Consider the following 18,928-nt stretch of genomic DNA (forward strand, 5'->3'; position numbering starts at 1 on the left):
TCAACGGGCAACGCAGTGCGCCGGAGACACGGGTGGGTCGGCGTGCGGATGGAGGTTGTCCGTGTCCCAGCCCGTCTCCGCGCCCGCGCGCCCGCCCGCCGGCTTCCGCGCGGTGCTCGCCCTCGGCGGCAGTGCTCTGCCCGTCCACGCGTTCCTCGCCCGGCTCCCCGCGGCCCTGTGCCCCACCGGAACGCTCCTGCTCATCAACACCCGCGACGGGATCGGCGACGCCGGCACGGTGGCCGCCGCGCTCTGGCTCGGCCAGGCGCTCGGCGGCCCGGTCATCGGCCGCCTCGCCGACCGGCGCGGCCACCGCCCGGTGCTGCTCCTGGCCTGCGGTGCGAACGCCGCCGTCCTGGGCGCTCTCGTCGCGGCCGTCCTCGGCGGTCTGCCGCTGGCCGCCCGCATCGCGCTCGCCGTCGCGGCCGGGCTGACCGTCCCGCAGGTCGGCCCGCTGGCCAGGGCCCGCTGGGCGCGGCTGGCCGGCGCGGACAAGGGGCTGCTCGGCTCGGCGCTGTCCTTCGACACCACGCTGGACGAGGTCGGGTTCATGGTCGGCCCGGCACTGGCCGGCATCCTGGCCGTCACGGTGCACCCGGCTTCGGCGCTCGTCCTCGCGGCCGCGCTGATCCTGGTGTCCGGCACCCTGTTCGCGGTGCACCCGACCGCTCCGGGCCCGGCCGCCGGGACCCCGGGCGCGCGGGCCCGCGTACGGCTGTGGACGCCCGGGCTGGTCCTGCTGTGCGTACTGGCCGTGCTGCAGGGGGCCGCGTGGAGCGGGGCCAACACGGGGGTCAACGCGCTCGCCGAATCCCTGGGGGAGCCGGGTGCGGCCGGACTGGTGTGGGCCGCCATGGCCGTGACCAGCTCGGTCGCCGGCATCGTGACGGTCGCCCGGCCCGGGTCGGCGGACCTCACCGCCCGGCTGCGGTGGACCATCGCCGTGCAGGCGGTCCTCACCCTGCCGCTGCTGGCGGTATCCGGGCTGTGGGGGGCCGCCTTCGCCGTCGCGGGCATCGGGGTGGCCGTGGCCCCGCACCTGATCGCGCTGTTCGGGCTGGTGGAACGGGCCGGCCCGGCGGAGCGGATGGGCGAGGCGATGACGGTGGTCGGCAGCGGCCTGATCCTGGGCCAGGCGCTGGCCGCGGCGGCCTCGGGGCCACTGGCGGGCGCCTACGGGTACCGGGCCGCCTTCGCCGTCTCGTGCGCGGCGGTGACCGCCTCCGCCGTGCTGGCCGCGGCGTCGTACGCGAAGCGCGGGTGAACCCTCACAAGCGGCTCAGGAGGGGCTCAGGAGGGGCTGAGAAGCGGCTCAGGAGGCGGCCTTCATCGCCGCCAGGCCCTTCGCCAGCTCCTCGGCGTTCATCACGGGAGCGACCTCGACCTCGGCGTTGAACTGCACGAACAGGTCCTCCATCAGCGGCGGCATCTGCGCGCTGTCCTGCAGGTCGAAGACCATCCAGCAGGAGCGCACGCCCTCGTGCAGGCCGAAGTAGGCCGCCTCCGGCTTGACCTTCTCCATCAGGGTCTTGATCGCCTGGGGCAGCGCGCCGGTCTTGACGCCCTCGTTGGTGGCTGCCGTGTCCATGTGCGCCCTGAGCATGACTCTCATGCGTGGCTCCTTCCGTCACGCCCACCCTCGGCGCGTGACGGGGGCGCGACAACATTTGCGCCCCCGTCCGGGTAGAGCTCAGGCGCCCTGGACGTGGAAGTTGAAGTCCGCGTGGCCGAGCGCACCCATCAGGCGGAGCCAGATGGGCAGCAGCATCTCGGTGCCCCGGGCCGTCTCGATGCCCCCGAGGTCGAGGACGCTCGCCTGCGGCCACCCGAAGGCGTACAGCAGTTCGCGTACGGACTTCTTGGCGTCCGCGTCCTCGCCCGAGAGGAAGACGTGGTGCTCGCCGGCGACCCGTGCCGGGTCCACCATGATCTGGCAGTTCATCGTGTTCAGCGTCTTGACCACCCGCAGCCGCGGGAAGGTGCGCTGGATCAGCTCGGCCAGGCTGTCGTCGTTGACCGGGTCCAGGACCGGCGGGAAGCCCCCCGAGAAGTCCAGCGGGTTCGCGATGTCGATCAGGACCTTGCCGTCGAGGTGGGCGGCGTCCGCCTCGGTCAGCGCGGCGATGCTCGCCTGCCCGCCGGTGGCGTTGACCAGGATCTCGCCGTCCCGCGCCGCCTGCGCGAACGTGGCCAGCCCGACCCCGGGGTGGGCCTCCTGCCACTGCGCGTACTCGGAGCGGCCGAGGGTGGCTTCCGGTTCCCTGGTGCCGATGACCACCTGGTGGCCCAGGCCGTCGAGCCGGGCGGCCACCGTACGGCCGACGATCCCGGTGCCGAGGACTGCGTAGCGCATTGCGGAGATCCATTCGTCGAACGGAGGCCGGGCCGTCCCGGCCCCTCCCGGGCCCGGTCAGCCCAAGATCCCGACATCGTAGAAGAACCGGTACCGGTTCGGGCCGTCCGGCAGGAACCAGTGGACGCCCTCCTGGAGGAAGACCGCCAGCATGCTCACGGCGATGACCATGCCCAGGAACCACAGCGCGCACATGCCCGCCGTGCGCAGCGGCCCCGGACGGACCGCCAGGACGGCGCGGTCGGCCGTCATGTGGGTGAAGGCCAGGACGACGCCGATGGCGACCACCGAGAGCTGGAAGAGGATCCACGCCCAGTGGTACAGGTGCAGGCCGAGCACCTCGCCGCCCTCCTTGTTCCCCGGCAGGACGTACAGCATGGTCTGCCGCCAGGACGTGAAGGAGCCCCCGATCGCCGCGACCAGGGACAGCCCCCAGCCCGTCATGTAGACGCGGGCCGGCACGGTGCCGCTGATCAGCGCCGCGCGGATGATGTACGCCGCGCCCAGGGCGGCCAGCAGCATGAACATCCGCTGCACGACGCACAGCGGGCACGGGATCTCCCCCCGCCCGAACTGGTGGTAGAGGCCGGCGCAGACGACCGCCGACCAGCCGAGGGCGAAGAAGCAGGCGAACCAGTACTGGACCCGGCCCAGCAGGCCGCTCTCCGGCGGCGCGTCCGGCACGAGGCTGTGCATCGTCGCGGCCACGGTCAGTAGCTCAGCTTCAGGGCGAGGCCGCTGGTGATGTGGTGCGCCGTCAGCAGGGTGACGGCGATCAGCACCGCCCACCACGCGCCGAGCACGACCGTCCGGGACGCGCCCCGGTACAGGGCGATCAGCGTGGCGAGGAGCCCGCCGAAGATCAGGGTGTCCATGCCGCGGACCGTACCGAGACGGCGACATCACGCCTGCGAGGCGCGCCCCCGGTTACGTCGGTTGCCGCGTCGGCCGCGCCCGGCCCGCCCCGCGCCGGGGCCGCCGAGGCTCCGGCCGTCCAGGCCGATCCAGACCCTGACCTCGGTCCCGCCGAGCACCGAGCGCCCCAGGCGTACGTCGCCGCCGGTCGACTCGGCGACCCGCCGCACGATGTCCAGGCCGAGGCCCGTCGACCCGTCGCGGCCGCCGTCGTTGCCGCGGCGCAGGGCCGCGTCCGGGTCCGCGATGCCGGGACCCGCGTCCGAGACGAGGACGATGACGGCGTCGCCCGCGTCGTGGACGTCCACCGCGAAGGGGGTGCCCTCGGGGGTGTGCCGGAAGACGTTGCCGAGCATGGCGTCGAGGGCTGCGGCGAGTTCGGGCCGCGCCACGGGGATCCGTACGGTACGGTCCACGCCCGCGAGCCGCACCTCACGGCCCTCGTCCTCCGCGAGCGCCGACCAGAAGGCCATCCGGTCGCGGATCACCTCGGAGGCGTCGCAGCCCGCGCCCGCCCCGGCTCCCGGGCCGGTGGCCGGGCGCTGCTCCCGGGCGGTACGGATGATCGTGTCGACCTCGCGCTCCAACTGCTCCACGGCGGCGCGGGTCTGCTCGGCGGCGGGACCGTCGCCGAGCGAGGCCGTGTTGAGCCGCAGCACCGTCAGCGGGGTCCGCAGCCGGTGCGAGAGGTCGGCGGCCAGTTCCCGCTCGTTGGCGAGGAGTTCGACGACCTGGTCCGCCATCGAGTTGAACGCGGCGGCCGCCGAGCGGAGTTCCTTGGGCCCGTCCTCGGGCACCCGGGCGCCGAGTCTGCCCTCGCCGAGCTGGTGGGCCGCGTCCGCGAGCCGCTCGGCGGGCCGGACCAGCCGGGCGCCGAGCCGGTCGGCGACCCCGACCGAGCCGATGATCAGGGCCAGCCCGACGCCCGAGAGCACCAGCCAGGCGGTCGCGACCCCGTTGCTGACCTCGCTCTCCGGTACGAAGATCTCCACGACGGCGATGTCACCGGAGCCGAGCGCGGTCGGCTGCAGCAGCGCCGAGCCGCCGCCCGCGACCGAGGCGGTCGTCCCCCGTCCCATCCGCCGGGTCTCCGCGACGGCGCGCTCCCCGGCCCGGCCCCGGCCGATGTCCACCGGCGGGCTGTCGCCGATCGCGGGCACGTGGACGGCCATCCGGCGGGCGGCGCCCATCTGGGTGGACTCCACCGCCTTGCGCAGCTGCACGGGGTCGGTGGTGATGGACAGGGTCGGGCCGATGCTGGCGGCCTGCCGCTCGGCGTTGGAGAAGGCCCGGTCGCTGGCCATCTCCTGGACGACGAGGCCCAGCGGTACGGCGAAGGCCACGACCACCATGGCCGTGACCGCGAGGCACACCTTGACGAGCGCCCATCTCATCGCGCGCTCACCGGGGCGGCTCCAGCTTGACCCCGACCCCCCGCAGCGTGTGCAGGTAGCGCGGCCGGGCGGCGGTCTCGCCGAGTTTGCGGCGCAGCCAGGACAGGTGGACGTCGATGGTCTGGTCGTCGCCGTACGACTGCTGCCAGACCTCGGCGAGCAGTTCGCGCCGGGCCACGACCACCCCGGGCCGGCCGGCGAGGAAGGCCAGCAGGTCGAACTCCCTGCGGGTGAGGTCCAGTACGGCCCCGTCCAGCTCGGCCTGGCGGCGCAGCGGGTCGATGGCGAGCCCGCCGACGCGCAGGACGCGCGAGGGCGGTTCGGCCCCGGCGGCGGCCCGGGCGCGGCGCAGGACGGCGGACATCCGGGCGGAGAGGTGCTCCACGGAGAAAGGTTTGGTCAGGTAGTCGTCGGCGCCGTCGTTGAGCAGCCGGACGATCTCCGCCTCGTCGTCGCGCGCTGTGGCGATGATCACGGGTACGTCGGTGATGCCGCGCAGCATCTTGAGCGCCTCGGACCCGTCCAGGTCGGGCAGTCCGAGGTCGAGGATGACCACGTCGAAGCGGTGGTGCGCGACCTCGCGCAGCGCCTCCAGGGCCGTGCCGACGCTCCGCACGGTGTGCGAGGCCTCGGTCAGGTGCCGGATGAGGGCGGAACGTACGAACTGGTCGTCCTCGACCACGAGCACACTTGCCATGGCCCGCACCGTAGTCCATCCGGGCGACCCAGCGGGGTGTCGGGCCACTCTTGTGGCGGGTGGTGCAGTATGTGCCCTGATGCGACGAGGACTTCTTCATGCGATGGCCTGGATGCTGGCGACCGGCGCGGCGGTGACGCTGTCGTGGTGGGGCGTGCACACCGTCATGTCGGGAACGGCCTACGATCCGCCGCTCGCGGTACCCCTGACCGGCCGTCCGCTGTCCTCGTCGACGCACGGCGCGCAGCCGTCCCCGTCCCCCTCGGAGCCCTCGGGGTCTGCTTCCCCCTCGCCCTCCGGGTCGCCCTCCCCGGACGCGTCGCCGAGCGCCGGGGCCTCCCCGGAGAAGTCCCCGAAGCCGTCGGCCACCTCCGGCCCGTACCAGCGGACGGAGGGCCAGGACACGGGGAAGGTGCAGGCCTATCCGGTCTCCGGCGGCCGCGTCGTCTTCTCCCTGGGCGCCTCCTCCGCCGAGCTGGTCTCGGCGACTCCGGCGACCGATTGGCGGATGCAGGTGTGGAAGACGGACTTCTGGATCCGGGTCACCTTCACCAAGGACGGCCGCGAGGTGTCGGTGTTCTGCACCTGGCACGACCATCCGCCGCTGGTCGAGATCGTCGACCCCTGAGGCGGCGGACAACCGTCTAGCGGAAGACGGAGGGCGGCGGCTGCGGCGAGGCCACCGCGGAGGCGTCCACGACGGGCGTCGCGCCGCCCGCGAAGTCGGCCAGGGCCCGGCCGTGCTCGACCCGGCCCGGGTGCGGGTCGCTCGCGACCCGGCGGGTGAATTCCGCGACGGGCAGCTCACGGTCGGCCGCCACCAGGACGGCGTTGCCGAACCGTTTCCCCCGCCACACCACCGGATCGGCGGCCAGCGCCAGCTCCGTGAACCGGGACGCGGCCGTCGCGATCTGGCTCCGCAGATGGGTCAGCGGCGGACCGTCCGCCAGATTGGCCACGTACCACCCGGTGGGCGCGAGGGCACGGCGTACGTCGTCCAGGAACTCGGTGCTCGTCAGGTGCGCCGGAGTACGTGCCCCGCTGAACACGTCCGCGATCACCAGGTCCGCCCAGCCGTCCGGGACCTTGGCCAGGCCCGCCCGCGCGTCCACGGCCCGGACCCGGACCCGCGCCTGCGGGTCCAGCGGCAGGTGCTCCCGTACGAAGGCCACCAGGGCGGCGTCGATCTCCACGACCTGCTGGGTGGAGCGGGGGCGGGAGGCCGCGGTGTAGCGGGCGAGGGTGAAGGCGCCGCCGCCCAGGTGCACCACGTTCAGGGGCTGCCGGGCGGGCGCGACGAGGTCGATCAGGTGGCCGATCCGCCGCTGGTACGCGAAGTCCAGGTACCCGGGATCCTCCAGGTCCACGTGCGACTGCGGGGCCCCGTCGATCAGCAGGGTCCAGGCCCCGGCCCGCTCCCGGTCCGGCTCCAGCTCCGCCCGGCCGCCGTCCACCTGCCCGACGACCGCCTCGGCGCCGCCGCGTCCGCGCTGCCTGCCCTTGTTCCTGTCCTTGCCTGCCACCACCCCATTGTGACGGGCGGCGGCGCAGGACCCGGCCCGGACGCTTCAGCGGCAGTTGTCCGCGGCCTCGATCAGCCGGGCCGCCTCGCCGAGCGCCGCCCGCAGCACGTCCGGATCGGTGACCGGCCCGACGGCCTCCGGCGGGAGCAGCCAGCCGGTGTCGCCCGGGGTGGGCGAGGCGGCGGCGTCGCCGAAGCGCATGCCGCGCCCGTTGGTCTGCGTACACGCGCTGCCCGGCAGGTCCCACGCGTCGGCGGTGCCGGACGGCACGAGGAAGCCGAGGGTGTCGCCGGATCCGTCGTGCAGGACGGGTCCGACCCCGCCGGCCTGGCTGGCCGCGCGGCGGATGATGTCCACCGCCTCCAGCCCCTGCCGCGCGGGAACGGTCACCAGGTCCAGGTCCGGGACCGCGCCGGGCTCGGACGCGGTGTTCGTTGCAGTGCTCTCCATGCCGGCCTCCACCAAGGGAACCCCTCCTCGATCCGTATCCGCATGGGTTCAACGCACGGGAACGTCAACGGGTGCGGTGGCAAGACGCCGCAAAGGATGGCAGTTCATGGCGGATCGCGGGTGAGATATCCGTTTTGTAGCCAAACATCGCATGAACACCCCCTCGCTGGCGGTACGTTCATGCGCGCCGGACCCCCCCGTCACAGCACCGGTGCTGCGTTCCTTGCCAGAGAGGTCACGTCCATGGCGGCGTCCCCCCACTCACCCAACTCCACGTTCCGGCGGCTGCGCGGGCAGCACTCCCCGGCCGAGTTCGCGGCCCTGGTACGCCGGGCGGCGAAGGAGATCGGAGAAACGGTTTCCTGCGACGCGCGCTACATCGGCCGCGTCGAGTCCGGCGAGATCCGCTGCCCCAACTACGCCTACGAGCGGGTCTTCCTCCACATGTTCCCCGGCCGCGCCCTGGCCGATCTGGGCTTCTCCCCCCGCGAGAGCGTCCGCGGCCGCTCGGCCCAGCGCGATCCCCTCTCCGTCCCCGTCCCCCGTTCCCCTTCCAGTGCCAAGGAGAGCGACGTGCTGCGTCGCGCGTTCATGGCGGGCGGCTCCGCGACCGTGGCGGCCGCGACGCTCAGCCTCACCCTGCTCGGCGACACCCGCCGACTCCCCTCCCGCGCCGGCGAGTCCGAGGCCGCCGCCGTCGAGGACGCGGTACGCCAGATCCGCCTGCTGGACGACCGGCACGGCGCCGACACCCTGTACCGGCGGGCCGCCGAACCCCTGCGCACCGCCTACGCGCTGCTCGACGCGGGAGCCACCCGGCAGTCCACCGAGGACCGGCTGCACTCGGGCGCCGGTGAACTGGCCGTCTCCGTCGGCTGGCTGGCCCACGACTCGGGCCGCTTCGACGACGCCCGCTCGCACTACGCGGAGGCCCTGGCGACGGCCCGGGTCGCGCGGGACGCGGGCCTGGAGGCGCACGCCTTCAGCAACATGGCCTTCCTGGCCCGGGACTGCGGCCGCTCCCGCGAGGCGGTACGGGCCGCCCAGGCGGGCCGCCGCGCCGCCCGCTCCCTCGGTTCCCCGCGGCTGCTGTCCCTGCTCGCGCTGCGCGAGGCGGGCGGCTGGGCGGGGCTGGCCGACCGCAAGGCCTGCGAGGAGGCGCTGGCCCGGGCGCACACGGAGTTCTCCCGGGGCGAGTCGGACGCCGACCCCGAGTGGATGTCCTTCTTCGGGCAGGCGGAACTGGAATCCCTGGAGGCGCGCTGCTGGTCGGCGCTGGGCGAGCACGCCCGCGCGGCCCGGCACGCCCGCCGCGCCGCCGACCTCCAGGACCCGCACTTCGCCCGGAACGTGGCCCTCTACACCGCCGAGCTGGCCGGCGACCTGGCCCGTGCGGGTGCCCCGGACGAGGCGGCGTGGGCGGGCGGCCGGGTTCTGGACCTCCTGGCGGAGGTCCAGTCGACGCGGGTCCGGTCGATGCTGTCGGAAACAGCCGGAGCCCTCGTCCCCCACCAGCGCTCCCCCCGCGTCGGCGCGTTCCTGGCCCGCGCGACGTGAGCCCTGCGGGCGGCTCGGCGGAGTACGGCTCGGCGGCACAGCTCCCTCTGCCGAGATGGGTCGCCTCAAACGCCGGCGGGGCTTCAAAGGGTGGGGCGGTGCCCCGCACGAGGGTCTCCTCGGCTCGGCGCGTTCGGGCTCGTCCCGGCCAGGCGGCCGTGGTCGCGCCTCGTCCTGCGGGGACCCTCCTGCGTGTCCCCGCCCCACGGCACGGCTACGACACGGACGGCCCTCCGCCGCCGAGGGGAGTGGGGACGTGGCGGGGTGTCCCCGCAGGACGAGGCGCGACCACCGGGCACAGCCGAGACACACAGCACGCGCCGAGCCGAGGAGACACCCCGGCGCGGCCCCACGGACCGACCTGCGCGGACAAGCCCGCCACACCCAGCCCCGCCACCCACCGAGGCACGGGCCCGCACTTTCAGCCCCGCCGGCGTTTGAGGCGCGGGTCCGGGCAGCGCCCGGCAGACAGCCCGCACCCAGCAAACGGCCGAGCCACCCCGCAGGGGCCCGGGCAGCGCCCGGCACACGACCCGCGCCCGGCAGACGGCGCGAGCACCGCACACAGCCGAGCCACCCCGCAGGGGTACCGCTACGCGAGGTGACCCGTGTCGTTCCAGCGTTCCAGCGCCGGCGCGCCATAGGCCCAGCCCAGCACCGACAGGGAGGTCGGCTCCAGCCGGATGCGGGCGCCGAAGGAGGCCTCGAAGCCCAGCCAGCGGGCGGCCAGCGTGCGCAGGATGTGCCCGTGCGCGAAGACCAGGACGTCGCGCTCCGCCGCGCGGGCCCAGGCGACCACCTCGTCCGCACGCGCCGCGACATCGGCGACGGACTCGCCGCCCGGGACGCCGTCGCGCCAGATCAGCCAGCCCGGCCGGACGGCCTGGATCTCGGCCGGGGTCATGCCCTCGTAGTCGCCGTAGTCCCACTCCATCAGCGCGTCCCACGGCTCGGCCCGGGCCCCGAAGCCCGCCAGGTCGCAGCTCTCGCTCGCCCGCAGGAGCGGGCTGGTGCGGACCTCCACGCCCGGCAGCCCCCGCCACGGGTCACGGGCCAGCCGCTCGCCGAGCAGCTTCGCGCCCAGCTTGCCCTCCTCCAGCATCGGCACGTCCGTGCGTCCCGTGTGCTTGCCGAGCTGGGACCACGCCGTCTGGCCGTGGCGGGCCAGCAGGATGCGGGGGGCCATGTGAATTCTCCCGGTTCAGTCGAGTCCGTCCATCATCCATCACCACGCCGCCACGGCCCCGCCCGGCCGCCCCCACCGCCGGTTTCCGCGCTAAGTCCACGATTGTCAGTGGCGGATGGGACACTTCCGCGGGTGAGCTCCTACCCGCCCAGCAGCCCCGCGCAGCCGACGACCCTGCGGCAGCGGCTCGCCGGCCTGCGCGGCCCCGCCGTGCCGCCCCGTCCGCTCGACGCCCGGGCGCTGGCGGCCCTCGCCGCCAATCCCGGCTGCGGCAGACGCGCCCTGCTCGACGGCGCCGGGGTGGACAAGACCGCCCTGGCCACGGCGCTCGGCTCGCCGGCCTCCTTCGGGCAGTCGCAGTTCGCCATAGTCCGCGGGAACTCGTTCGAGGCAAAGGTCAAGGGCGACGGCGGAGCCGAGCTGCTGCGGCTGGTCCACGCGCACCTCGCCCCCGCCGCCGAGCCCCCGGGGTCCCCCGGGGCCGGCGCCCGCGTTCCCGACCTGACCGCCGCCGGTCCCGAGGGCCGCGCCGCCCGGACCGCGCTCGCCCTGCGCGAGGCGACCGCGGCCGGCCGGGACACCGGGGCCTGGACGCTGCTGGACCACCCGATGCTCGCCCTGGAGGTGGCCGGCTCCCCCGCCTACCTGGAGCCCGACGCCGTCGTCGTCCACCCCGACGGCCGCTGGACCGTCGTGGAGATCAAGTCGTTCCCGATGATCGACGGCGCCGCCGACGCCGCGAAGGTGGGCGCCGCCGCCCGGCAGGCCGCCGTCTACGTCCTGGCCCTGGAGAAGACCGCCGGGAAACTGCCCGGTGCCGAGGTCGGGCACACCGTGCTGCTGGTCTGCCCCAAGGACTTCTCCAACCTGCCCACCGCCTCCCCCGTCGACATCCGCCGCGAGCGCTCCGTGACCCGCCGCCAGCTGGACCGGCTGACCCGTGTCGAGGAGCTGGCCGCCGCCCTGCCCGAGGGCCTCAGTTTCGACCCTGCGACGCGCACCGCCGAGGAGCTCGCCCTGGCGGTGTCGGCGGTCGACGCCGCCTACGCCCCCGAGTGCCTGGCCGCCTGCGAGCTCGCCTTCCACTGCCGCGACCGGGCCCGCGCCGCCGACCAGGTCACCGCGCTGGGCCGGTCGGTACGGGGGGAGCTGGGCGCGCTGACCACCGTCGAGGCCGCCCTCGCGGCGGCCGCCGGGGCCGGCTGCGCGGAGGATCCGACCGCAGCCGCGCTGCAGCGCGCAGCCCGGCTGCGCGCCGAGGCCCTGGACCTGGCCGCCGCCCGTCCGCCGCACCACGCCCCGGAGACCCCCGCATGCCCCTGCTGAGCACCCTGGCCCGGCTGGAGGCCGTACGCGCGGGGCGCGCCCAGCCGCTCGCGACCGTGCGGCACCGCCACCTGAGCGAGCGCCCGATGGTCTTCGTGCCGCTGACCACGGCCGGTGAGGCGGGTGCCCCGCTCGGCGCCATGGTCGGCACCGACCGGCACGAGCCGTGGGTGTTCGTGATACCCCAGCCGCGCGACCGCGACCGGCGCTGGGCCTTCCTCGCGGACCTGGCCGTACAGGTGCTGGCCCACATCGACGCGTACGCGGACGCCGTGGAGCCGGCCGAACGCAGCGAGACCGACCCGGAGACGGGCAAGCGGGTGAAGGTGGAGACCGAGCTGTGCGCGGACGCGCCGCAGCTGATCGTGCCGAGCCGGGCGGGCATCGAGTACGTACGGCTGCTGGGGCGCTCGATGCGGTTCCGGCGCACCGCCGAGGAGGACCCGGACAATCCGTATCCGGCGCCCTCGCAGGTGCCGATGCTCGGCCGCTGGTTCACCCACCTCGCCGAGCGCTCGCGGGTGCCCGGCTCCTCGATGCTGCTGTCGGCCACCGACCTGCTGTCGCGGCACTGGGCCACCGGCCAGAGCAACCTGGAGGACCAGCACCTGGGCGCGCTCCTGGGCTGGATCGACCCGCCCGAGGGCCGGTCGGGCGCCGAGGAGGCCCACCGGGCCGAGCTGGGCCGCGACAAGGACGGCCAGCTGCTGTGCCCGCCCGCCGGTCCGGCCACCGACCCGGCCTTCGACAACAAGCTGCTGGCCCCCGCCATCGCCCGGTACGACGCCGCGCGCACGGCCCTGGCGGCCGGCCCCGGCGACGACGACCGGCACGTCCGGGCGGCCGAGCAGGAGGTGCACCGGCTGGTCGAATCCCAGCTGTCGGGCACCTGGTGGAAGACCTGGGAGGCGATCGACCTGCTGCGCTCCCTGCCGCCGGGCGAGCGCGCGGAGGAACGCTGGACGCGCGACCGCTGGTCCTACACCGGCCACCGGGACCGCGTACGGGCGGGCGAGCCGCCGCAGCCGCGCCGCGACGACGCGGTGACGGCGGCCCAGAAACTGGCCACGCGGGAGACCGAACAGGTGCGGCTCGACGCCCAGGAGGCCTTGGACGACCCCCTGGTGATGGCGGGCCGACGGCTCGCGGGCGAGGCCTTCGCCGGTGAGGTCACCGAGGTGGTGATGGAGTGGACGGAGTCGAAGCGGCCGAGCCCGCGCCCGCTGGTGACCGTGGTGACGGAGGACCGGCCGCAGCTGGCGGACGAGGGCGGCGGGAAGGTGTTCCGCTCGCTGGACGGGCGCCCGCAGAGCGCACAGTTCGTCCGCTTCGAGGAGGGCGGGCGGCTGGTGCTGCGGCTGCTCGACAAGATGGGCCGCGGCCGGGACCCCGAGCCGGGGACGGTCCCGGAGAAGGGCGACCGGCTCTGCTGGACGCTCTTCGAGCACGACGCGCGCGGCGGCCCGAAACTCCCGGAGCCCGAGCAGACCCCGTGGACGCACGGCGGCCCGCCGGGGTCGGCGAGCGCGCTCCCCCTGCCCGACTCCGTGACCGACGAGGACCTGCTGTGACCACGACCGCACCCTTCGACCCGGGCGCGGCGGCCGCCCGGGCGACCGCCGCGATCCTGGCCGACACCCTGCACGGGACCGAGCGGGGCGTGGTCGTCGACTCCCCGCCCGGAGCCGGCAAGTCCACGCTCGTGGTCCGGGCGGCCCGGGAGCTGGCCGCGGCCGGACGCCGCCTGATGGTGGTGGCGCAGACCAACGCACAGGTCGACGACCTGGTGCTGCGCCTCGCCGACAAGGACCCGGAGCTGAAGGTGGGCCGGCTGCACAGCAGTGACGGGGACGCCTACGACCCGGCGCTGCGCGAGCTGCCCTCGGTGACCCTGTCGGCGAAGCCGAAGGATCTCGCGGAGCTGCCGATCACCATCTCCACGGCGGCCAAGTGGGCCTTCGTCAAGGACGTCGAGCCGTGGCAGCACGCCATCGTCGACGAGGCGTACCAGATGCGTTCGGACGCGCTGCTGGCCGTGGCCGGGCTGTTCGAGCGGGCGCTGTTCGTGGGCGACCCGGGGCAGTTGGACCCGTTCAGCGTGGTGGGCGCGGAGCAGTGGGCGGGCTTGTCCTACGACCCTTCCGCCTCGGCGGTGAGCACCCTGCTGGCGCACAACCCGCAGCTGCCGCAGCACCGGCTGCCGGTGTCCTGGCGGCTCCCGGCGACGGCGGCGCCGCTGGTCTCCCGCGCGTTCTATCCGTACACGCAGTTCCGCAGCGGTACGGGCCCGGGCGAGCGGCGGCTGTCGTACGGGGTGCCCTCGGACGGGTCGGGCCCGGACCGGGTGCTGGACGAGGCGGCCGAGGCGGGCTGGGGCCTGCTGGAGCTGCCCGCGCGGCACACCCCGCGCACGGACCCGGAGGCGGTGCGGGCGGTGGCCCTGGTGGTCCGCCGGGCCCTGGACCGGGGGGCGGTGACCTCCGACGAGCAGTCCCCGGCCCCGGCCCCGCTGACGGCGGACCGGATCGCGGTCGGCACGGCCCACCGCGACCAGGCGGCCGCGGTCCGCGCGGCGCTGGCCTCGCTCGGGGTCACGGGGGTCACGGTGGACACGGCGAACCGGCTCCAGGGCCGCGAGTACGACCTCACGGTGGTGCTCCACCCGCTGTCGGGCCGCCCGGACGCGACGGCCTTCCACCTGGAGACGGGCCGCCTGTGCGTGCTGGCCTCCCGGCACCGGCACGCGTGCGTGGTGGTGGCCCGGGCGGGCATAGCGGAGCTGCTGGACGACCACCCCTCGACGGAGCCGGTCCAGCTGGGCGTGACGGTCAAATTCCCGGACGGCTGGGAGGCGAACCACTCGGTGCTCGCCCATCTGGCCGAGCACCGGGTGTCCTGGCGGCCATAGGGAAGGCCCGCGGGGCCCGGTCGCCCCGTCACCTCACCCCGCCGTCGTGATCTTCGAGCGGTTGTGGAACCAGGAACCCCCCAATCTCATCCTTGAACATGTTCAAGTGATGGCGACCAGGGGGTTCTTCAGTTATGACCGCACGACGCAAGCGCCTCACGAGGTGGCTCGTGATCACCGGCACAACGGCCGTACTGGCCGTCGGAGGCTGGTGGGCGTCCCTGTGGTGGGCCGCCTTCGAGGGCGACCTGGGCGTGCCGTGCGACAAGGCGGCCCATTTCGCCCGCGCCGCCGAGCTGCCCGCAGGGACGCGCGACCGGAACTGCACCACGGGCCAGTGGATGAGCGCCTCGTACGAGCTGGACTTCCGTGCGCCCCGCCAGGAGGTGGCGGCATGGCTGCGCGCCTCCTATCCCGACACGGAGATCTCGGAGGAGTACTGCTCGAGCGCCGACGCGTGCGGGCATCCGCAACTGCACGGCCCCACGCCGTTCACGGACGAGGACGGCCACCGACTCGCGGACGGGGTGCGCATCGAGCTCGACTACGAGGACGGAGACGTCGCGCACGTACGGATCTCCGGATTCACCGTCTGAGACCCGCGGGCGCGGCCGACCGGCCGGTTCAGGGCTTTCGGCGGGTGCCCAGGCGGGCGTGGAGGGTCTCGCCCACCTCGGCCAGGGTGCGCAGCTGTTCCGGGGTCAGGGTGTCGATCAGGTGGCGGCGCACGGACTCCACGTGGAGCGGGGCCGCGTCCGTGATCATGGTGATGCCGGCGTCGGTGAGGACCACCTCCGCGCCCCGGCCGTCGGTGGCCACCTCCTCGCGGCGGACGGCGCCGCGCTGCTCCATGCGGGTGAGCTGGTGGGACAGCCTGCTGCGGGACCAGCGCATGAGCTCGGCCAGTGCACTGATGCGCATACGGTGGCCGTCGGTTGAGCCGAGCACCGAGAGGACGTCGTAGTCGGCCTCGGAGAGTCCGCTGTCCTGGCTGAGGTCGCGTGCGATCTCCGCGTTGACCAGCGGGAACATCCGTCGCCACGCGTACCAGGCGTCCTGTTCGGACTCGGTGAGCCAGCGGGGGCCTGGCTCCGGTGCGGGGGTCATGTCCGCCACTCTAGCCAGATCGGTGACACATCACTTATCTGGTTGACATGTCATTCAGATCCTGGGTTTCATCGGGTGACACATCAACAACCGCACCGAACGGGAAGTCCTCACCATGACCCGCCTGCACGTCATCTCCGCCGCCACCCGCCCGACCTCCGCCGGCCGCCCGCTCGCCCGCTGGGTCACCGAGCAGGCCCGCGAGCGCGGCGGCTTCGACGTCACCTCCGTCGACCTCGCCGAGATCGCCCTGCCCTTCCTCGACGAGCCCGAATACGCCTCCACCGGCAACTACGCGCATCAGCACACCCGCGACTGGAGCGCCCTGGTCGACTCGGCCGACGCCTTCCTCTTCGTCCTGCCGATGTACAACGGCGGCTTCACCGCCCCCTTCAAGAACGCCATCGACTTCCTCTACAACGAGTGGAAGGGCAAGGCGGTCGGCATCGTCAGCTACAGCGCCGGCCCCACCGGCGGCGCCCCGGCCGCCGAGATGCTGCTGCCGATCCTCAGCCGTCTGGGCATGCTGCCCGCCGAGCGCTCCGTCGCGATCCCCGGCATCCCCAAGCTGCTCGGCCCCGAGGGCTTCCAGGCCCCGGAGACGCTCGCGGGCGAGCTCGCCGGAGTCCTGGACGACGTGGCCGAACTGGTGGCGGGGCGCGCCGCCGAGGCCGTCACGGTGTGATCGGGGTCCCCACCGGGTGGTCGTACGCGGCGTGCGGCTGACGGCCGGTCAGCCCCACTCCTCGGCGACGGGCCGGGCGGCGCCGGCCTCGCACGGGGAAGCTCGGGATCGCGGTGCGGACACCGGCGCCGGCCGAGCGCCTGTGCGACTCCCTCGCCACTGAGCCCGTCGGCCTGCTCGTGCACCTCATCGGCCGTACGGGTGTTCCAGCCCGTCGCGCAGAGGTCTTGCGCGGCGTTGGACAATGGACGGTGGCCCGGAATCACCTCGTACGCGCAGCAGGAGGACACGCATGGCAGAGCCCGAGCGGACCGAGCGGCGGCTGCGGCCGGCGCCTCTGCTCTTCGAGCCCTCTGAGGCCGTGGCGGACCCCGAGCACTTCTTCGACCTGGAGTCGATAGAGGACCCGCGGGAGCTGCTGGTCCGTGCGACCGAGCTGACGCTGGCCTTCCGGGCCGCGCAGGACCGGGCGGTGGAGTTCCAGGCCCTGGCGGCGGCCCAGCTGGCGGATCCCCGCCGGTTCGACCGCCTCTCACCGGCGCTGATCGCCGAGCAGGCGGAGTGGACCGAGGACTACGCCCGCAAGATGATCGAGTTCGGCGAGACCCTCCAGCGCGGCACGGGTACGCCGTAGCGCCTGGAGCGTCGGAGGGGCCGGCCGTCCGGCCCCTCCGGCGTTCAGGGGGAGCGCACCATACTCCGGTGGCGGTCCCACTGTCCCCGTTTCCGGTAACTCGCGGATATCGGTCCGCTACGGCGGGTAGACACTGGCATATGACGACGCTGACGAAGGCTCCCGGCTGTACCGCCCTCCACGCGCGCGGCGAGCGCACCCGCACCGCACCCGCCACCCACGTCACCCACCAGGGCGCCGCCTGGCTCACCTCCGGAGCCGCCCACCCCCGGCGCACCCTGGCGGTGTGGGAGTCGCGGCCCGGGCTGCCCGCCACATTGCCCTGCGGTGATCCCTTCGACGTCGTCAACGTCCCGCTCGTCATCGGGCGCCGCATCCTCGACCTGCTCTGGGCCGAGGGTCCCGGCTCCGGCCCGGTCGCCGTGCACCGCGGCCGGATGCTGCTCTTCGCCGCCCCCGGCACCGCGCACCGGCTGCCCGCCCTGCTGGCGTGGGAGGAGTGGGGAGGCTCCCGCACCGCCCCGGCGCCGCTGTGCCACGGCCGGGGCGACGCCGTCACCGTGCCGCCGCTGGCCGCCACGCCCGGGCCGTCCCGGTGGCTCGTGGCCCCCGACGCCCGCGAGCCCTGGCTTCCCGGGCCCGAGGCCCTGCTCTGGGCCTTCGTACGGGCGGCCCGCAGCCCCGCACCGACCGGACCTGGGGATATCGATTTTTCGTTCCGCGGATCCTCCTGCTAATGTCTTCCTCGTCAGCAAGCGCCGCTAGCTCAGTTGGTTAGAGCAGCTGACTCTTAATCAGCGGGTCCGGGGTTCGAGTCCCTGGCGGCGCACAGACGGAAGAAGGCCCCCACGCAAGTGGGGGCCTTCTTCGTTGTCCGGCGGGGCGCGCCGCGGTCCGTCCCGCGGCGCGCCCGGCCGTCAGGTCGTGATCTTCACCGTGTACGCGCCGGACCGGGTGCGGTCCGCGACCTCGATGGTGATCCGCTCCCCCGGCACGGTGTACGTCTCGCCCACCTCCAGCGGCGCGTCCGCCAGGGGCGGGTACACCGAGCGGTCCCAGCAGGCCTCCGTCGACGGGTGGGCGTCCAGCACCTCGATCGGGCCGCCGCCCGACGACGCCTCGTTGCGCACCCGGTAGACCAGGACGCCCTCCGTGCAGGTGTCCCCGTCGTTGCCGGCGGAGCCCCGTGCCTCGACGGCGATCGCGCTGCCGGGGCCCGTACGGATCACCGCGAGCCGGGTACCGCCCGTTCCGCCGCTCGGCGGTGCCTGGGCCAGCGGCTGCAGGGTGTGCATCGAGGTGGCCGTCTGTACGCAGTCCACCTGGGAGGCGTCCAGCCAGCCCAGCTTCCACTTGTGCCAGGCGAAGAGGTCGGGGGCCATGCCGAACTGGCTGCCCATGACGTCCCAGTCCCCGACGTAGGTGTCCCAGTCGCCCTTGCCGTCCGTGGGCCGGTGGTAGAGGTCGGGCAGGTCGAAGACGTGCCCGGTCTCGTGGGCCAGCACGTTCCGGTCCGGCGGGTGGCGCTCGAAGACGGTGACGATCCGCCGCAGTTCCGTGCCGTCCGCGACGATCGGGTGCTCGAAGTTGACGACCTTCGTGGCGTCGGAGTCCACGCCGGGCGCGTCCGGGTCGGCGACGAAGTAGACGACGTCGTACTTGCGGAAGTCCACTTGGGCGTCGGCGGTGGCGACCGCGTCCCGCAGGTAGGAGGCCCGGTCCTCGGGGGCCCAGTCCCGCTTTATCCCGTACGCGGTGGACGGTTTGGGCATCTGGATCCACTGCTTCTGCGGGTGCGGGACCAGCCGGAACCGCCCGTACGAGGCCTGCTCGAAGAAGTCGCTGGTGGCGGGGAAGTAGTCGCCGACGATCTCCTCGGTCTTCAGGGCGCTGCGGTGGTCGGGGAAGGAGAGGAAGACCATGACGGCGTTGAGCTTGCGCACGGGTTTGGGGTAGGCGCCGTTCCAGGTGTCCAGGCCGAGGGAGTGGTGCGCCGAGGTGCGGGTCAGCGCGCAGGGTCCGACTCCCGGGGCGGCCACCGCGGGACCGGCGACGAGCGACATGGCGGCGAGCGCCGTCAGGGAGGTGAGCGCCGCAGCGGTACTTCGGATGCGGGAGCGTTCCACTCCCCCGGGTGTCTGCTGTCGCGCCACATCGACCTCCGGTGGTGGATTCGTACCTGTTCATCCACCT

At 74.2% G+C, this 18,928-nt stretch carries 20 protein-coding genes, 1 tRNA gene and 1 pseudogene; 11 read left to right on the forward strand and 11 right to left on the reverse strand.

All coding sequences use genetic code 11. From position 1 onward, the window contains the following. Window positions 1-61: 61 nt before the first annotated feature. The gene (locus JYK04_RS16965) at window positions 62-1,264 is read left to right on the forward strand and encodes an MFS transporter (protein WP_189737224.1); all 1,203 of its coding nucleotides are present in this window, start codon (window positions 62-64) and stop codon (window positions 1,262-1,264) included. Window positions 1,265-1,312: 48 nt separating this feature from the next. Here JYK04_RS16965 and JYK04_RS16970 read toward each other — a convergent pair whose 3' ends face one another. From JYK04_RS16970 to JYK04_RS16995, 6 genes are all read right to left on the reverse strand, one after another. Continuing rightward, entirely contained in the window at window positions 1,313-1,612 is a 300-nt protein-coding gene (locus JYK04_RS16970) for a hypothetical protein (RefSeq protein ID WP_189737226.1), read from the reverse strand. A 78-nt stretch (window positions 1,613-1,690) separates the two neighbouring features. Continuing rightward, a complete protein-coding gene (locus tag JYK04_RS16975; protein ID WP_189737229.1) occupies window positions 1,691-2,353 on the reverse strand; it encodes an NADPH-dependent F420 reductase in 663 nt (220 codons plus the stop codon). Window positions 2,354-2,410: 57 nt separating this feature from the next. Beyond that, on the reverse strand, window positions 2,411-3,061 hold the full coding sequence (locus tag JYK04_RS16980; RefSeq protein ID WP_229875259.1) for a disulfide bond formation protein B: 651 nt from the start codon (window positions 3,059-3,061) through the stop codon (window positions 2,411-2,413). A gap of 2 nt (window positions 3,062-3,063) precedes the next feature. Continuing rightward, the gene (locus JYK04_RS16985) at window positions 3,064-3,228 is read right to left on the reverse strand and encodes a DUF5993 family protein (RefSeq protein ID WP_189737231.1); all 165 of its coding nucleotides are present in this window, start codon (window positions 3,226-3,228) and stop codon (window positions 3,064-3,066) included. 27 nt (window positions 3,229-3,255) lie between these two features. Further along, window positions 3,256-4,662 (reverse strand): sensor histidine kinase, encoded by a 1,407-nt coding sequence (locus tag JYK04_RS16990; RefSeq protein WP_189737233.1) that lies wholly within the window; start codon window positions 4,660-4,662, stop codon window positions 3,256-3,258. Window positions 4,663-4,669: 7 nt separating this feature from the next. Further along, complete coding sequence (locus JYK04_RS16995; RefSeq protein WP_030010722.1) at window positions 4,670-5,359, reverse strand: response regulator transcription factor; 690 nt, start codon at window positions 5,357-5,359, stop codon at window positions 4,670-4,672. A gap of 79 nt (window positions 5,360-5,438) precedes the next feature. Here JYK04_RS16995 and JYK04_RS17000 point away from each other — a divergent pair, with 79 nt between their 5' ends. Beyond that, window positions 5,439-5,987 carry a hypothetical protein gene (locus JYK04_RS17000; protein ID WP_189737235.1) on the forward strand — a complete coding sequence of 183 codons (549 nt, stop codon included), beginning with the start codon at window positions 5,439-5,441 and terminating at the stop codon, window positions 5,985-5,987. A gap of 16 nt (window positions 5,988-6,003) precedes the next feature. Here JYK04_RS17000 and JYK04_RS17005 read toward each other — a convergent pair whose 3' ends face one another. Together JYK04_RS17005 and JYK04_RS17010 are read right to left on the reverse strand one after the other, a co-directional pair. Further along, window positions 6,004-6,882: a spermidine synthase gene (locus JYK04_RS17005; RefSeq protein WP_189737237.1), complete on the reverse strand. Its 879-nt coding sequence runs from the start codon at window positions 6,880-6,882 to the stop codon at window positions 6,004-6,006. A 45-nt stretch (window positions 6,883-6,927) separates the two neighbouring features. Further along, the gene (locus tag JYK04_RS17010) at window positions 6,928-7,332 is read right to left on the reverse strand and encodes a hypothetical protein (RefSeq protein WP_189737239.1); all 405 of its coding nucleotides are present in this window, start codon (window positions 7,330-7,332) and stop codon (window positions 6,928-6,930) included. Window positions 7,333-7,575: 243 nt separating this feature from the next. Between JYK04_RS17010 and JYK04_RS17015 the strand changes: the two genes are divergently transcribed. Then, window positions 7,576-8,889, forward strand: a complete 1,314-nt coding sequence (locus tag JYK04_RS17015; RefSeq protein ID WP_189737241.1) for an NsdA family TPR-like regulatory protein — start codon at window positions 7,576-7,578, stop codon at window positions 8,887-8,889. A 592-nt stretch (window positions 8,890-9,481) separates the two neighbouring features. On the opposite strand, the gene JYK04_RS17020 is transcribed toward JYK04_RS17015, so the two are convergent. After that, a complete protein-coding gene (locus JYK04_RS17020; protein WP_189737243.1) occupies window positions 9,482-10,075 on the reverse strand; it encodes a histidine phosphatase family protein in 594 nt (197 codons plus the stop codon). 132 nt (window positions 10,076-10,207) lie between these two features. Between JYK04_RS17020 and JYK04_RS17025 the strand changes: the two genes are divergently transcribed. The 4 genes from JYK04_RS17025 to JYK04_RS17040 all read left to right on the forward strand — a co-directional run bounded on the left by JYK04_RS17025 (window position 10,208) and on the right by JYK04_RS17040 (window position 14,905). Continuing rightward, window positions 10,208-11,401, forward strand: a complete 1,194-nt coding sequence (locus tag JYK04_RS17025; protein ID WP_189737244.1) for a hypothetical protein — start codon at window positions 10,208-10,210, stop codon at window positions 11,399-11,401. Next, window positions 11,389-12,972, forward strand: a complete 1,584-nt coding sequence (locus JYK04_RS17030) for a hypothetical protein (protein WP_189737246.1) — start codon at window positions 11,389-11,391, stop codon at window positions 12,970-12,972. Before JYK04_RS17025 ends, JYK04_RS17030 begins: the two co-directional genes overlap by 13 nt. After that, on the forward strand, window positions 12,969-14,309 hold the full coding sequence (locus tag JYK04_RS17035) for an AAA domain-containing protein (RefSeq protein ID WP_189737248.1): 1,341 nt from the start codon (window positions 12,969-12,971) through the stop codon (window positions 14,307-14,309). The genes JYK04_RS17030 and JYK04_RS17035 overlap by 4 nt, the downstream gene beginning before the upstream one ends. Window positions 14,310-14,479: 170 nt before the next feature. After that, the gene (locus JYK04_RS17040; RefSeq protein WP_189737250.1) at window positions 14,480-14,905 is read left to right on the forward strand and encodes a hypothetical protein; all 426 of its coding nucleotides are present in this window, start codon (window positions 14,480-14,482) and stop codon (window positions 14,903-14,905) included. 28 nt (window positions 14,906-14,933) lie between these two features. Here the strand turns inward: JYK04_RS17040 and JYK04_RS17045 are convergent, their stop codons facing one another. Then, on the reverse strand, window positions 14,934-15,416 hold the full coding sequence (locus JYK04_RS17045; RefSeq protein ID WP_189737252.1) for a MarR family winged helix-turn-helix transcriptional regulator: 483 nt from the start codon (window positions 15,414-15,416) through the stop codon (window positions 14,934-14,936). A gap of 115 nt (window positions 15,417-15,531) precedes the next feature. On the opposite strand from JYK04_RS17045, the gene JYK04_RS17050 reads away from it, so the two are divergent. The 4 genes and pseudogenes from JYK04_RS17050 (at window position 15,532) to JYK04_RS17065 (ending at window position 17,564) form a co-directional block, all read left to right on the forward strand. After that, a complete protein-coding gene (locus JYK04_RS17050; RefSeq protein WP_189737254.1) occupies window positions 15,532-16,101 on the forward strand; it encodes an NADPH-dependent FMN reductase in 570 nt (189 codons plus the stop codon). A gap of 292 nt (window positions 16,102-16,393) precedes the next feature. Continuing rightward, a complete protein-coding gene (locus JYK04_RS17055) occupies window positions 16,394-16,735 on the forward strand; it encodes a hypothetical protein (RefSeq protein WP_030012162.1) in 342 nt (113 codons plus the stop codon). 140 nt (window positions 16,736-16,875) lie between these two features. Next, window positions 16,876-17,500 (forward strand): annotated as a pseudogene (locus JYK04_RS17060) (bifunctional DNA primase/polymerase). Then, window positions 17,491-17,564: transfer RNA gene (locus JYK04_RS17065), tRNA-Lys, on the forward strand. The pseudogene JYK04_RS17060 and the gene JYK04_RS17065 overlap by 10 nt, the downstream one beginning before the upstream one ends. Window positions 17,565-17,652: 88 nt before the next feature. Here the strand turns inward: JYK04_RS17065 and JYK04_RS17070 are convergent. Further along, window positions 17,653-18,888, reverse strand: coding sequence for a M6 family metalloprotease domain-containing protein (locus JYK04_RS17070; protein ID WP_189737258.1), 1,236 nt, complete (start codon window positions 18,886-18,888; stop codon window positions 17,653-17,655). Window positions 18,889-18,928: the final 40 nt, after the last annotated feature.

Source organism: Streptomyces nojiriensis (assembly GCF_017639205.1).
In the GTDB taxonomy this organism is placed as follows: domain Bacteria; phylum Actinomycetota; class Actinomycetes; order Streptomycetales; family Streptomycetaceae; genus Streptomyces; species Streptomyces nojiriensis.